Source organism: Kitasatospora sp. NPDC036993 (assembly GCF_055607525.1).
This window is the reverse complement of the sequence record NZ_JBVJRP010000018.1, coordinates 130,251-142,803: the sequence shown is the minus strand read 5'-3', so window position 1 is coordinate 142,803 and position 12,553 is coordinate 130,251. Positions and strand designations below refer to the sequence as shown.

At 75.4% G+C, this 12,553-nt stretch carries 10 protein-coding genes, 1 tRNA gene and 1 pseudogene; 7 read left to right on the top strand and 5 right to left on the bottom strand.

Annotated elements, in window-relative coordinates:
• Window positions 1-59 precede the first annotated feature (59 nt).
• Window positions 60-500 carry a VOC family protein gene (locus tag ACZ7C5_RS31130; protein WP_401092295.1) on the top strand — a complete coding sequence of 147 codons (441 nt, stop codon included), beginning with the start codon at window positions 60-62 and terminating at the stop codon, window positions 498-500.
• A 74-nt stretch (window positions 501-574) separates the two neighbouring features.
• On the opposite strand, the gene ACZ7C5_RS31125 is transcribed toward ACZ7C5_RS31130, so the two are convergent.
• Window positions 575-766, bottom strand: coding sequence for a hypothetical protein (locus tag ACZ7C5_RS31125; RefSeq protein WP_188294869.1), 192 nt, complete (start codon window positions 764-766; stop codon window positions 575-577).
• 705 nt (window positions 767-1,471) lie between these two features.
• Here ACZ7C5_RS31125 and ACZ7C5_RS31120 point away from each other — a divergent pair.
• Window positions 1,472-2,143, top strand: coding sequence for a polysaccharide deacetylase family protein (locus ACZ7C5_RS31120; protein WP_401092294.1), 672 nt, complete (start codon window positions 1,472-1,474; stop codon window positions 2,141-2,143).
• A 7-nt stretch (window positions 2,144-2,150) separates the two neighbouring features.
• Here ACZ7C5_RS31120 and ACZ7C5_RS31115 read toward each other — a convergent pair whose 3' ends face one another.
• On the bottom strand, window positions 2,151-2,972 hold the full coding sequence (locus tag ACZ7C5_RS31115) for a hypothetical protein (protein WP_401092293.1): 822 nt from the start codon (window positions 2,970-2,972) through the stop codon (window positions 2,151-2,153).
• 194 nt (window positions 2,973-3,166) lie between these two features.
• Between ACZ7C5_RS31115 and ACZ7C5_RS31110 the strand changes: the two genes are divergently transcribed.
• Window positions 3,167-3,237 (top strand) — tRNA-Cys (locus tag ACZ7C5_RS31110).
• 150 nt (window positions 3,238-3,387) lie between these two features.
• Here the strand turns inward: ACZ7C5_RS31110 and ACZ7C5_RS31105 are convergent.
• Window positions 3,388-3,507 (bottom strand): annotated as a pseudogene (locus ACZ7C5_RS31105) (daunorubicin/doxorubicin resistance ABC transporter ATP-binding protein DrrA); the annotation flags it as partial.
• A gap of 64 nt (window positions 3,508-3,571) precedes the next feature.
• On the opposite strand from ACZ7C5_RS31105, the gene ACZ7C5_RS31100 reads away from it, so the two are divergent.
• From ACZ7C5_RS31100 to ACZ7C5_RS31090, 3 genes are all read left to right on the top strand, one after another.
• Window positions 3,572-4,213 carry a PadR family transcriptional regulator gene (locus ACZ7C5_RS31100; RefSeq protein ID WP_470323951.1) on the top strand — a complete coding sequence of 214 codons (642 nt, stop codon included), beginning with the start codon at window positions 3,572-3,574 and terminating at the stop codon, window positions 4,211-4,213.
• 99 nt (window positions 4,214-4,312) lie between these two features.
• A complete protein-coding gene (locus ACZ7C5_RS31095; protein WP_470323969.1) occupies window positions 4,313-7,258 on the top strand; it encodes a DEAD/DEAH box helicase in 2,946 nt (981 codons plus the stop codon).
• Entirely contained in the window at window positions 7,255-8,565 is a 1,311-nt protein-coding gene (locus ACZ7C5_RS31090) for an SWIM zinc finger family protein (protein ID WP_470323950.1), read from the top strand. The genes ACZ7C5_RS31095 and ACZ7C5_RS31090 overlap by 4 nt, the downstream gene beginning before the upstream one ends.
• A 64-nt stretch (window positions 8,566-8,629) precedes the next feature.
• On the opposite strand, the gene ACZ7C5_RS31085 is transcribed toward ACZ7C5_RS31090, so the two are convergent.
• The gene (locus tag ACZ7C5_RS31085) at window positions 8,630-9,469 is read right to left on the bottom strand and encodes a helix-turn-helix transcriptional regulator (RefSeq protein ID WP_401092290.1); all 840 of its coding nucleotides are present in this window, start codon (window positions 9,467-9,469) and stop codon (window positions 8,630-8,632) included.
• A gap of 229 nt (window positions 9,470-9,698) precedes the next feature.
• Here ACZ7C5_RS31085 and ACZ7C5_RS31080 point away from each other — a divergent pair, with 229 nt between their 5' ends.
• Window positions 9,699-11,156, top strand: coding sequence for an MFS transporter (locus ACZ7C5_RS31080; protein WP_470323949.1), 1,458 nt, complete (start codon window positions 9,699-9,701; stop codon window positions 11,154-11,156).
• A 23-nt stretch (window positions 11,157-11,179) separates the two neighbouring features.
• On the opposite strand, the gene ACZ7C5_RS31075 is transcribed toward ACZ7C5_RS31080, so the two are convergent.
• The gene (locus tag ACZ7C5_RS31075; RefSeq protein ID WP_470323948.1) at window positions 11,180-12,415 is read right to left on the bottom strand and encodes an erythromycin esterase family protein; all 1,236 of its coding nucleotides are present in this window, start codon (window positions 12,413-12,415) and stop codon (window positions 11,180-11,182) included.
• Window positions 12,416-12,553: the final 138 nt, after the last annotated feature.

The following is a 12,553-nucleotide window of genomic DNA, read 5'->3' as shown; positions in this document are numbered from 1 at the left end:
CCCTGTCCCGGTTTCGTCCGAGGGGCGCCGCTGTCCGAGGCTTGCCGTACGGTCCTGCCATGGCAGCAGTGATCGATCTGACCCTCGACTGCGCGGACGCGACAGTCCTCGCGGAGTTCTGGAAGACGGCCCTGGGGTACGTCGACGAACCGCCGCCCGCCCCCTTCAGGACCCGCGCCGAGTGGCTCGCGCAGTTCGACCTCCCCGAGGACGACAGCGCGGACGACGGCGCGTGGCTCTGCGACCCCGACGGCGCCGGGCCCCGGCTGTGCATCCTCAGGGTCCCCGAGCCGAAGACCGCCAAGAACCGGCTCCACCTGGACATCCGGGTGCCGGGACACGGCGGCCCGGCCGAACGGTGGGCCCGGATCAGGGCGGAATCCGCGCGTCTGGTGGCAGCGGGCGGGAGCGTCCTGGAGACCTTCGAGGGCCACCACGTCGTGATGGCGGACCCGGAGGGCAACGAGTTCTGCGTCGCCGCGGCCCCCGCCCGCACCTGACCGGCCCCGCCCCGCCCCCGCCTGCGGGAGCGGGGCCGGGGCGGGGCCGTACGGAGGACGGGCCTACCGGCGGCTCAGGCGCACTGGACCTTGACCTTGTGCCAGACGCCCCCGTAGTAGACCTCGACGTAGCAGCTGCGCGACCGCTCGGTCGCCGAGGCCGTGGTCGCCGTCGCCACACCGAGGCCGACGAACGCGACCAGACCGGCGAGCGCGACGGCCGCGCGCCGCCTGCCGGGACGGACGGTGGTGGTGCTGGTGGCCATGGATCGGCCCCCTTCCTGACGGGCCGGCCCCCGCCCTGGCGGGGCCGGACGATGTGCGAACAGGGGCACGCCGCCCCTGCCGCCCCCGACCCGGGGACGACAGCACGAGGATGGCCGACGGCAGGGCCGCCAGGGAGGTCACGGTCTGACCTGGCAGAGCGTCGGATGCCGTGATCGGGCCTCCTGGAAGGGAGTCGGCCGTACGACGACAACCACGGACATGGACATCGCCGAGGCGCTCCGTGACTTCCTGGTATCCCGGCGGGCACGGCTGCACCCCGACGAGGTCGGGATCCCCGTCCACGGCACCCGCAAGGTCAGCGGACTGCGCCGGGAGGAGGTCGCCGGCCTCGCGGCGATGAGCGTCGAGCACTACACCCGGCTGGAGCGCGGGCACGCGTCCCGGGACACCGACCGGCACGCCCTGACGGCGTCTGACCGCGAGCGCGCCGCGGTCAGGCCGCCGATATCCCCGGGGGACGATACCGTCGGGAAAACCCTGCTCCGGCATCCGGGTGAAATGGCGCGGCGTCGCCCGGCACTGACGGAAGCCGGGGCCGACGCTGCCACAATGCAATTTCTTCGAGGTCCACCTGCACAGGCGGTGCCACCGGACGGCTGGAGCGAAACATGCAGATCATTCGACCACGCAATAGTCCGGAAAAGGAGACCGGCGCAGGAGCGGGATCCTTCCCGTGGACACTCATGTACCACTCGGTGGCGACGGCGACCGAGGATCCCTATCTGATCACCGTCGATCCCGCACGGTTCCGCCGCCAACTGCGCTGGCTTTCCGCGCGCGGGCTGCGCGGGGTTTCGGTGGGCGCCCTGATGCGCGCCCACCGGGACGGCACCGCGGCGGGCCTGGTGGGGCTCAGCTTCGACGACGGGTACCGCGACTTCGTGGAGGAGGCCATGCCCGCCCTCGCGGAGTACGACTTCACCGCGACGGTCTACGTGGTGGCCGACCGGCTCGGCGGATACAACGACTGGGACCGGCAGGGCCCGCGCAAGCCGCTGATGACCGCGCGCCAGGTCCGCGAAGCCGCCGCCGCCGGCGCGGAGATCGGCTCGCACGGGCTGACGCACCGGCGGCTGGCGGGCCTGGACGCGCCGGACCTGACGGCCCAGGTCACCGACAGCCGCCACGTGCTGGAGGACCTCACCGGCGAGGCGGTCGAGGGGTTCTGCTACCCGTACGGCTCGCTCGACGCCGCCGCGGTGGAGGCGGTGGCACAGGCCGGCTACGGGTACGGGTGCGCGGTCAGCCCCGGCGCCCACAGCGGGGTGTACGCGCTTCCCCGCTGCTACGTCGGCGACCGGGACGGGCCGCTGCACCTGACCGCGAAGCTGGTGCGCGACCGCTGGCGGCGCTGACGCCCGTTCAGCGGACGGCGGCGGGCTCCGCGGCGGGTTCCAGGCTCAGCCAGGACTCGTGCCAGAGCAGGGCGCACCGGCGGTCACAGCCGGTGGCGAGCGGCTCGCCGCCGCAGCGCAGGCCGTGGAGGATGAACCAGCGCCCCCCGGTGGGGTGCTGCCACCAGGCGAGGGACCGGTGGCGCAGCTCGGTGGCACTGTGGCGGGTGCCGGCGTGGCGCTCCATCCCCGGCTGGAAGGGGACGCCGTGCAGGCGCCCGTCCGAGCCGAGGGTTTCGTGGATCTCCGCCAGGCTGCGCACCGTCGCCCACAGGGTGACGGGCCGGGCGGCGGGGACCGGCGCGGCGGCGGGCTCCAGCCACTCGTCCCGGAACAGCAGCGCGCAGTCCATCCCGCAGCCCTGGGTCCCGTCGGCGCCGTGGCAGGTGGCGCCGGCCAGGGCGACGGTGCCCGACAGGCGCCGTACCCGGTAGTGGTCGTCGATCATGCGGCGCACGACGCGTTCGACCTGGTAGACGCCGCCGCAGAACGACCACTGGCTGCGGGTGAACCACAGGCCGCGGTGGCGGTCCCCGGCGTCGAGGGTGGAGCGCACCAGGGCCTCGTCCTTCACCCGGACCCAGTCCCCCTCGGCGAAGCGGGAGGGCCGGCCGGGCGCCGGGACGTCGGCGCGGCGCTCGCGCAGCACCTCCCGGGCGATCCGGGCGCGGCGCACGACGCCGAGCGGGGGAAGGTCGCGCAGGGGCAGGCTCTTGTACTGGCACCGGCTCGCGGCGGATTCGCCGCGCGGCTCCGTGGTACGGGTGAACCGTGATTCCTCGACGGCCATCAATGAAATCCCATCGGGTTGGAGATATCGGCACAGGCTAGCGCAAACTGACTTTCTTCGCGCCGGCCGCCGGACCATTTCGGTGCCATGTCGAGAGAAATAACACTAGACGCATTAAGGGTCTTCTTGAGTGAAGAACGGCAATTTCCGGGGAGTTCCGGTTCATACGCGTGTAATGTTTCCACCGTTGCCGGGGTGGAGTGGCCGAGTGGCGAGGCGACGGCTTGCAGAGCCGTTCAGACGGGTTCGATTCCTGTCTCCACCTTTTCTCCCGACCGTGTGCGAAACGCGAGGTGACCGCCACCCGTCCGGTGGCGGCCACCTCGCGCGTCAGTTCCCGCGTCAGCTTCCGCGTCAGCGCCCGCGTCGCCCCGCTCGGGAGCCGTGTCCGCTAGCGGCTCAGGCGCCTGAACCGGCCGAGGATCCCCTGGACGGTCCCGCTGCGGACGGTGAGGTCGAGGCCGTCGAGGGCCTGCCTGCCGCCGTATTTCTTTCGCAGTCCCTCGACGACGATCGCCGGATCGTGGTCGGTCAAAGCGTCCCCCTTCAGTCACTAATCAAACTTGACTACTCGGGGCTCGGTCAGGAAGGATCGGATCATGTCAGCGATCCGGCTCCTGGTCCTCGGCGCCGTCCGTCAGCACGGACGGGCACACGGCTACCAGGTGCGCAACGACCTGGAGTTCTGGGGGGCCCACGAGTGGTCCAACGCCAAGCCGGGCTCGATCTACCACGCGCTCAAGCAGATGGCGAAGCAGGGACTCCTGGTCGAGCACGAGGTCGCACCGAGCGCCGTCGGCGGCCCGCCCCGCGTCGAGTACGAGATCACCGACAAGGGCACCGCGGAGTACTTCGACCTGCTGCGCGAGGCCCTGACCTCGTACGACCAGAAGATGGACGTGCTCTCGGCCGGCATCGGGTTCATCGTCGACCTGACGCGGAGTGAGGCCGTCGCGCTCCTCAGGGAGCGGATCGCGGCGCTCGAACGCTGGCGGGCCGGGGTCACGGGGTACTACATGCCGCAGGACGGCCCCGAACAGCTCGGGCACATCGGCGAGATCATGAACATGTGGGTGCACTCGGCCGACAGCCAGGCGGAGTGGACGCACAGCCTGATCGGGCGGATCGAGGGCGGCGCGTACACCTTCGCCGGGGAGGGCGAACCGTTCGTCGGGGTGCTCGCGGAGGGCGAGCCGAACCCGTACGCCACCGGGCCGCATCCCGAGGACCCCCACCACTGAGGCCGGGCTCACGTACAGGGCCGGGCCCAGGCACAGGACCGGGTGAAACGCCGGGTGGACGGCGGAGCCGACCGGACGAAGAAGCAGGGGGCGGAGCAGATGGTGTGGATGTCGCGTGAGCAGGCCGGCCTGCTGGCGCAGTGCGCGGTGGCCTTCGAGCCGGGCGATCCGGCGCGTACCGGAAGCCTCGTGTTCCGGTACCCCGACGGCCCGGCCGGCCCCGGCCTCGCGGCCCGACCGCCCCTCGGGGACGCCGACCTGGTCACCGCCGACGGCGGCACCCTCGCGGTCCGCCGCTGTCCGGTGCTGCGCCTGACCGTCGCCCAGGCGCTGCCCGTCCTCACCCTGGCCCGCCGGCTCCACACCGAAGCAGCCGCGAGCGGCACGGCCGAAGTGACCGCCGAAGCGGCCGCGAGCGGCACGGCGAACGGCACCGCGGCCGTCACCCCCAGCCCGTCCGCCGCGTTCTGGGGCGCCGCCACCGCCCTCGGCCTGCACCTCGCCGCCCGCGAACGGCTGCTCCCCGGCGTCTCCGCCACCGGCCACGACACCTGGCGGGCCGGTCCGCTCGCCCCGGAGGACGTCCGGCGCCTGCGCGAACTGGCCGCCGCGGCACCGGCCGAGGCGCTCGCCGTCCCGCTGCACGTCCCGCCGGGCGGCCCGCTGCTGCTGCCCGACGCCGCCGTCCTGCTCCGCTCCTTCGTCGACGCGGTCGCCGACACCCTGCCGCGCACCGCCGCCGCACCCGCCGCGGCCGGCCGCCCGGCCTTCGCCGCCGCCGAACCCCAGTACGTCCCCCACCTGCGCGCCTGGGCCGAGGAGATCTCCGCCGGCCTCGACTCGGGCGTACGGCTGTCCCTGCGCCTGGACCTGGTGCCCGCCGGCGACGGCGGACGGCCCGCCCTGCGCCTGGTGCCCCGGGTGTCCAGCCTGGCCGACCCGACCCTCGGCGCCGACGCCGGCGAGCTGTTCGCCACGGCCGGGGCAGCCGGGTTCGGGCCGCGGGCCCAGGCCGACACCGTCCTCGCCGTCCGGCGGGCCGCCGACGTCTGGCAGCCGCTCTCCCGCCTGCTGCCGGTGCCCTCCGCCCTGGACCTCGCCGACCACGAGGTCCGGGACCTGCTCGGTGAGACCGCCGGCCGGCTCGCCGCCCACGGCGTCGAGGTGCTCCGGCCCGCGGAGGTCATCAGTTCCCTCACCAGCCGTGCCGTCGTCGGCGGCGAGCGGACCCCGCCCACCGACCTGCGGTCCTTCTTCGGCGGGAGCGGCACGGTCGACCTGCGCTGGCGGCTCGACCTCGACGGGGAAGCCCTCACCGAGCAGGAGACGGCCGGGATCGCCGCCGCCGGCCGGCCGCTGGTCCTGCTGCGCGGGCAGTGGGTGTTCGTCGGCGCCGACCTCGCCCGCAAGGCCGCCGAACGCGACCTCAAGCCGCTCACCGCCATCGAGGCGCTCGCCGCCGCCCTCACCGGGTACACCGAGATCGGCGGCACGCAGGTACGGGTCGCCTCCAGCGACTGGCTGCTCGCCCTGCGCCGGCGTCTGGCCGAACCCGACGACGGCGAACCCGTCGAGCAGCCCGCCGCGCTCGCGGCCACCCTGCGCGACTACCAACTGCGCGGCCTGGCCTGGATGGACCGCCTCACCTCGCTCGGCCTCGGCGGCTGCCTCGCCGACGACATGGGCCTGGGCAAGACCGTCCAGCTGATCTCGCTGCACCTGCTGCGCCAGGAGCACCCGGACAGCGCCGGCCCCACCCTCGTCGTCTGCCCCGCCTCCCTGCTGGGCAACTGGCAGCGCGAGGTCGGCAGGTTCGCCCCCGGCACGCCGGTGCGCCGCTTCCACGGCCCCGACCGCACCCTGGACGGCGCCGACTCGGGCTTCGTCCTGACCACCTACGGCACCATGCGCCTGGACGCCGAGCGGCTCGGCGCGCACCGCTGGAGCGCGGTCGTCGCCGACGAGGCCCAGCACGTCAAGAACCCGCACTCCGGCACCGCGAAGGCGCTGCGGCTGATCCCCGCCGGCGCCAGGATCGCCCTGACCGGCACCCCGGTCGAGAACAACCTCTCCGAACTCTGGGCCGTCCTCGACTGGACCACCCCCGGACTCCTCGGCGGCCACGGCCACTTCCGCGGCCGCTGGACCGCCGCCATCGAGGCCGAACGCAGGGAACGCGCGGAGTTCGGGCCGCAGCCGGGGGAGGAGGGGGAGTACGGCCCCACCGCACGGCGACTGGCCGAACTGGTCCGGCCGTTCATGCTCCGCCGCAAGAAGTCCGACCCGGGCATCGCCCCCGAACTCCCGCCGAAGACCGAGACGGACCGCCCGGTCTCCCTCACCCCCGAGCAGCGGACCCTGTACGAGAGCCGGGTCCGTGAGGTCATGGCGCAGATCGGGGCCGCCGAGGGCATCGCCAGGAGCGGGCTGGTGCTCAAGCTGCTCACCGGGCTGAAGCAGATCTGCAACCACCCCGCGCAGTTCCTCAGGGAGGCGGAAGGCGCCCGGCTGGCCGGCCGGTCCGGCAAGCTGGAACTGCTCGACGAACTGCTGGACACCATCCTCGCCGAGGACGGGGCCGTGCTGGTCTTCACCCAGTACGTCACCATGGCGCGGCTGCTGGAGACGCACCTGCGCGAGCGCGGCGTCCCCACGCTGCTGCTGCACGGCGGCACCCCCGTACCGCGCCGCGAGGAGATGGTCCGTCGGTTCCAGGACGGGGAGGTACCCGTCTTCCTGCTGTCCCTCAAGGCCGCCGGCACCGGACTCAACCTCACCCGCGCCGACCACGTCGTGCACTACGACCGCTGGTGGAACCCGGCCGTGGAGGCCCAGGCCACCGACCGCGCCTACCGCATCGGGCAGACGCGCACCGTCCAGGTGCACCGGATGATCGCCGAGGGCACGGTCGAGGACCGCATCGCCGCCCTGCTCGAAGCCAAGCAGGGCCTGGCGGACGCCGTGCTGGGCTCCGGGGAGCAGGCACTGACGCGGCTGACCGACGACGAGCTGGCCGACCTGGTCGAACTGAGGAGCGCGGGATGAACGGGGACGAGACGGGCGCGCGGGGCTTTCCGGCCTTCGCCGCGCGCCGGGGCAGCCGGGCACGCGGCCAGTCCTGGTGGGGCAGGGCCTGGGCGGACGCGCTGGAGGACACCTCCCTGGACGAGGAGGCGCTGAAGAGGGGCCGGGCCTTCGCGCGCACCGGCCGGCTCGGGCCGATCACGGTCGGCCCCGGGCGGATCTCCACCGCCGGCCACGAGGGTGACACCCCCTTCACGACGGTGCTCACCCTGGAGGAGCTCGGTGCGGACGCGTGGGAGGCGCTCTGGGAGAAGGCCGCCGAGCGGCCGGACGCCGCCGGGGAACTGCTCGCCGGTGAACTGCCGCCCGACCTGCTGGAGGCCGCCGAGGACGCCCGGGTGCGGCTGCTGCCCGGCTACGGCGACCTGGAGGCGGACTGCGACTGCGACGCGTTCGAGCACCCCTGCGAGCACGCGGCCGCGCTCTGCTACCAGGTGTCCTGGCTGCTGGACGAGGACGCGATGCTGCTGCTCCTGTTGCGGGGGTGCGGCGCGCAGGAGGCGCGGGAGGAACTCCGGACCGCCCTGCTGATGCAGGCGATCGGCGGCCTCGACGGTCCCGGCGGCCTCGGGGATCCCGGCGGTCCCGGCGGTCTCGGGGACGAGGACGCCGAGGGGGCGGAGGAGGAACAGCCCGGTGCGGCGCGGCTGCCGGACGGCACTCCCGCCGAGGAGGTCTTCGGCCGTGAGCCGGCGGCGCTGCCCGAGCTGCCGCCGCTGCCAGGGCCGCCCGTGCGCCAGGACGCCTCCTCGGTCGGGGCCGGGGCCGATCCGCTGGAGCAGCTGGTCACCGACGCGGCCGTGCGCGCCCGCGAACTGCTCGCCTACACCCACGGTTTCACCGCCGAGCCGCCGGCGCCGCTCGACCTCTGGCGGGACTGCGTACGGATCGCGGCGACCCGCCCCGGGGCGCGGGTCCTGGCCCGGGTGCGGGAGGCCTGCGGCAGCCCGGAGCGGCTGGACCGGGCGGCCGAGGCGTGGCGGCTGGGCGGGAGCGCCGGGCTGGACGTGCTGGAGGAGGCGTGGACGCCGCCGCGGCAGGACACCGCCCGGGCGAGCACCGCCCTCACCGCGGGCTGGGAGCGGAGCGAACTCCCCGAACCGGAGGTGCGGGAGAACCGCTGGACGCTGGCCGGCCGCGGGCTCCAGCTGCGCTACGGCCGGGACGGCCGCTGGTACCCCTACCGGCAGGAGGACGGCCGGTGGTGGCCGGCCGCCGCACCGCACCACGACCCGGCCGAGGCCCTCGCCGAACTCCTCGACGGCTGACCCGCCGCCACCCGGGCCGTACCCGGGCCCCGTTCGGACGAGAGGCGCCGCGCGGAGCCGTTGCTCAGCGCCCCGCCGCGGCCCGCTCCAGCGCCCGGTGGGTGGGGGAGCCCTCGTCCGCGGTCAGGACCACGAGCTCGAGGCCGTCGGTGCCGGGGATGACGTAGGCGGTGTAGTCCAGGTCGAGCCGGCCCGCCTCAGGGTGACGGAACCCGTGGCTCCCGGTGGCCGGGCCGCGGACGTCGTGCTCCTCCCAGATCGCGGCGAACCGGCTGCTGCGCGCGGTCAGATCGGCCACCAGCCGCCGGCCGCGTTCGTCGTGCGGATCGGCGGCCAGCGCGTGACGCAGCCGGTGCACGTTGCCGCGGGCCGTCTTCTCCCAGTCCGTGAGGAGCCGTGGCGCCCGGGGGTCGCAGAACACGAACCAGGCGAAGTTCCTCTGCCCGGCCGGGAGTTCGGCGTAGTCGAAGAGCAGCCAGGACTCGGCGTCGTTCCAGGCCAGGATGTCGCGCATGGGCGTGACCACGTGCGCGGGCCACGGGGTGAGCGAGTCGAGCAGCCGCAGGGTCGCCTCCGGCACGGCCGGGACCGCGGTGGCAGGGCCCGGCTGCCGCACCGGGCCGCCGGCGGCGAGGCGGTGGAGGTGCCGGCGGGCGTCGGCGTCCAGTTGCAGGGCGCCGGCGAGGGCGTCCGTGACATCGGGCGAAGGGCGGCGCTGACGGCCCTGTTCGAGCCGGGTGTAGTACTCGGGGCTGATGCCGGCCAGGACGGCGACCTCGGCCCTGCGCAGCCCGTTCAGCCGGCGGGAGCCGGTCCTGGGCAGGCCGGCGGCCTCCGGCGTCAGCCGGGCCCTGCGGGTGCGCAGGAAGTGGGCCAGTTCGGGGATCGCCGCTGATGGTGCCATGCCCCGAGTATCGGGCCGCGCCCGCTGCCGGGGGTAGCCCTGCCGGGGCCACCCCCGGCGGTGCCTGCCCGCGGCGGTGTCTCGTCGCGGTGCGCGCCGCGGCCCAGACTGGCTGCCGCCGGGGACCGCACGACGCGGGCGGGCCCGGTCACCGACGGGCCGGAACACCGGGCGTCGGTGCGTCCGCGCGTCCGCCTGTCCGTTCGTCCGTCGTTCCTGGAGCCCGCAGATGCCCGTCCGCCCCGGCGAACCGCTCTCGCCCGCCCGCACCCGTCCCGACGCCCCGACACCTGACACCCCGGCGCTCGCTGCTCCGGCGCCCGCCCGGTACGCGCCGCTGGCCGTGCTGAGCGCGGCGGCGGGCCTGGACGCCGGCGGCGTCGCCGTCCTCAACAGCGCCCTGCCCTCGGTCGGCGAGCGGTTCGGCACCTCGGCGCAGAACCTGTCCTGGGCGGTGACCGGCTACGCGCTCGCGTTCGCGGGCCTGCTGCTGTGCGGCGGGGCCATGGCGGACCGGCTGCGGCGCCGGCGGGTGCTCGTCGGCGGCCTGGCCCTGCTGGCGGCGGGCGCCGTCCTGGCGTTCACCGCCCCCGACTTCCGGCTGGTCGTGGCCGGGCGGGTGCTCCAGGGAGCGGGGGCGGCGATCACCATGCCGGCCGCCACGGCCCTGCTGACCTCGGTGTACCCCGACGGGCCGGTGCGCTCGCGCGCCCTGGGCGTCTTCTCCGCCGCGCAGGCGGGCTGCTACGGAGCCGGCCTGGTCCTCGGGGGAGTGGTCACCGGCACCCTCGGCTGGCGCTGGGTGTTCGCCTTCCAGGCCCTGGCCGCGGTGGTCATCGCCGCGGCCGCCGTACGGTGGCTGCCGCCGGGCGCGCGACAGCGCCGCGGCCCGCTGGACCTGACGGGAGCCGGCGCGCTGGTGACGGCCATCACCCTGACCGTCCTCGCCGCGGACCTCGCCTCCCGCCCCGGCGGCGGCCCGCTCGCGGCCGCGGTGGCGGCCGGCACCGCCGCCGCCGGCTGCCTGTGGTGGCGCCGCGGCCGCACCCGCGGCGGGGACGCGGTCCTGCTGGACCGGGACCTGCTGCGCACCCGCGGCGTGCGGACCGCGGCGGTGGTGGCCGGCGCGTTCTACTTCTGCGTCACCGGCTCGCTGTTCCTGCTGCCGCTCTACCTCCAGCAGGTGCGCGGGATGTCCCCGGCCTCCTCCGGCCTGGCGGTCCTTCCCGTCAGCCTCGCCGTCGCCGGTGCCGCGCTGGTCTCCGGGCGGCTGATGAGGACCCGCGGACCACGCCCGCTCCTGGTCCCGGGCCTGCTGCTCACCGCCGGCGGCGTGCTGATCTGGTGCGCGGCGGGGGAGCACAGCCCCTACGCCGGACCGGTCCTGGCCGGCCTGGTCGTCACCGGCGTCGGACAGGGCCTGGCCTTTCCCGCCCTCACCGCCACCGGCCTGCGCCACGTGCCGGACCGGGCCCACGGCACCGCCTCCGCGGTCACCGCCACCGCCCTGCAGATCGGCAGCGGCATCGGGCCCACCGTCCTGGCCGGCCTCGCCCAGGCCGCCGGCCCGGCCGGACCCGGCGACCTGTCCCTGCCGGGCCACCACCTCGCCTACGCCGTGGCGGCCGCGCTGCTGCTCGTCGTCGGCCTCCCGGCCACGGCTCGCCGCACGGGGCGGCGCGGCTGACACCGCCTCCCGGTGCCCCGGGCTCACGGCAGCCGGCGCACCGGGGAGGTCCGGCGGATGTGGACGAGGACGTCGAAGGCCTCGGCCAGGGAGGCGACGGCCAGGTGCTCGGCGCCGTCGCGCTCCGTGGTGTAGACACCGCTGATGACCCGGGCCTTCGCCGGTCCGTCCCACCGGCGGCGCACGTCCTCCCGGCGCAGGTCCAGCCAGCGGGCGGGCAGGTCCGTCTCGCCGAGCCTCGCGTCGACCAGGTCCGCGGCCGGCTCCGGGGCGACGGCGACGCCGAGGTCGCCGTGGTGGAAGCCGATCGCCGCGGAGACGTACCCCCGGCCGTAGCGCCCGCGCAGCAGGCTGCCGACGGTGGCCTGCGGACCGCGATCCGGCACCAGGCCCAGCACCGTGTCGGCCGCCGACGTGTGCGCGATGCCGTCCCAGTAGACGGTGCGCAGAGCGGTCCTGCGCCGGAAGCCGGCGACGACGTCGGCCCACACCTCGGCCTCGCCCGCGTAGGTGCCCCGCCCGGCGACGCTGCGCTCGTGGTACTCCACGATCAGGCGCATCCTCGCGACCGCGTCGCCGGCACCCGGGAGGGACTCGACCAGCCGGAGTGCGTCGCGGGCGTGCTCGGCGAACGGGCGGCCCGGGTGGACTCCCCGCGCCCGCTGCACGTGCTCCTCGGTCCCGTGGGCGGTGCGGGCTGGCTCCAGATGGTCCGCCACCCGCGCGAGCAGCTCCGGCGCCGCCGCGCGCACCTGCTCCAGGACGGCGTCGTAGTCGGCGGGCCCCGCCTGGACCGGCTTCACGCCGAAGATCCGGACCCGATCGCCCGGGTGGTCCCGGTTGAACGCCCGGATCCACTCCAGGGCGGCGGCCATCCCGGCGGTGCGCCACGGACGCCAGGCACCGGCCAGCGCGGACGCGGCCGAACCCCCGCCGCCGGACACGTACGCGTCCAGGGCGGCGGCGGCACCCGCGCCGTCCTGGACGGCCAGCGCGCGGAAGCCGTGGTCCCGGACCAGCCGGCGGAACAGCTGGTCCCGCACCCCGAAGGTCTCCCGCGAGAAGCGCGTGGACTCCCCGAGGCCGACCACCGCCGGCCGCCCGGCGGCCAGCCGTCCGGCGATCTCGTCGAGCACGGCGGCGGACAGCGGGAGGGCATCGGGACCCCGGCCGTCCTGACTGTCCAGGCTGTCCTGACTGTCCGTCAAGAGCCGGTCGGAGGCGGCTTGGTGGCGGGTGACTGCGGTGTCGTTCGGCATGCCCCGCAGTCTGGTACCTGAAGCCGACTTGAAGTCAAGCGTCGAACGCCCGGCCGCCGGTGCGTGGACGTCCCGGTGGCCGGGCTCTGTGCGGTGGGCGGCGAGCCCGGACGGCGGACCCCGAGGGGAGAGGACGGC

What these genes read in the sequence shown, in the direction of transcription:
- ACZ7C5_RS31125 (WP_188294869.1), bottom strand. Translation starts at nt 766, where the DNA reads ATGGCCACCAGCACCACCACCGTCCGTCCCGGCAGGCGGCGCGCGGCC.
- ACZ7C5_RS31085 (WP_401092290.1), bottom strand. Translation starts at nt 9,469, where the DNA reads ATGGCACCATCAGCGGCGATCCCCGAACTGGCCCACTTCCTGCGCACC.
- ACZ7C5_RS31115 (WP_401092293.1), bottom strand. Translation starts at nt 2,972, where the DNA reads ATGGCCGTCGAGGAATCACGGTTCACCCGTACCACGGAGCCGCGCGGC.
- ACZ7C5_RS31090 (WP_470323950.1), top strand. Translation starts at nt 7,255, where the DNA reads ATGAACGGGGACGAGACGGGCGCGCGGGGCTTTCCGGCCTTCGCCGCG.
- ACZ7C5_RS31120 (WP_401092294.1), top strand. Translation starts at nt 1,472, where the DNA reads ATGTACCACTCGGTGGCGACGGCGACCGAGGATCCCTATCTGATCACC.
- ACZ7C5_RS31130 (WP_401092295.1), top strand. Translation starts at nt 60, where the DNA reads ATGGCAGCAGTGATCGATCTGACCCTCGACTGCGCGGACGCGACAGTC.
- ACZ7C5_RS31095 (WP_470323969.1), top strand. Translation starts at nt 4,313, where the DNA reads ATGGTGTGGATGTCGCGTGAGCAGGCCGGCCTGCTGGCGCAGTGCGCG.
- ACZ7C5_RS31080 (WP_470323949.1), top strand. Translation starts at nt 9,699, where the DNA reads ATGCCCGTCCGCCCCGGCGAACCGCTCTCGCCCGCCCGCACCCGTCCC.
- ACZ7C5_RS31075 (WP_470323948.1), bottom strand. Translation starts at nt 12,415, where the DNA reads ATGCCGAACGACACCGCAGTCACCCGCCACCAAGCCGCCTCCGACCGG.
- ACZ7C5_RS31100 (WP_470323951.1), top strand. Translation starts at nt 3,572, where the DNA reads ATGTCAGCGATCCGGCTCCTGGTCCTCGGCGCCGTCCGTCAGCACGGA.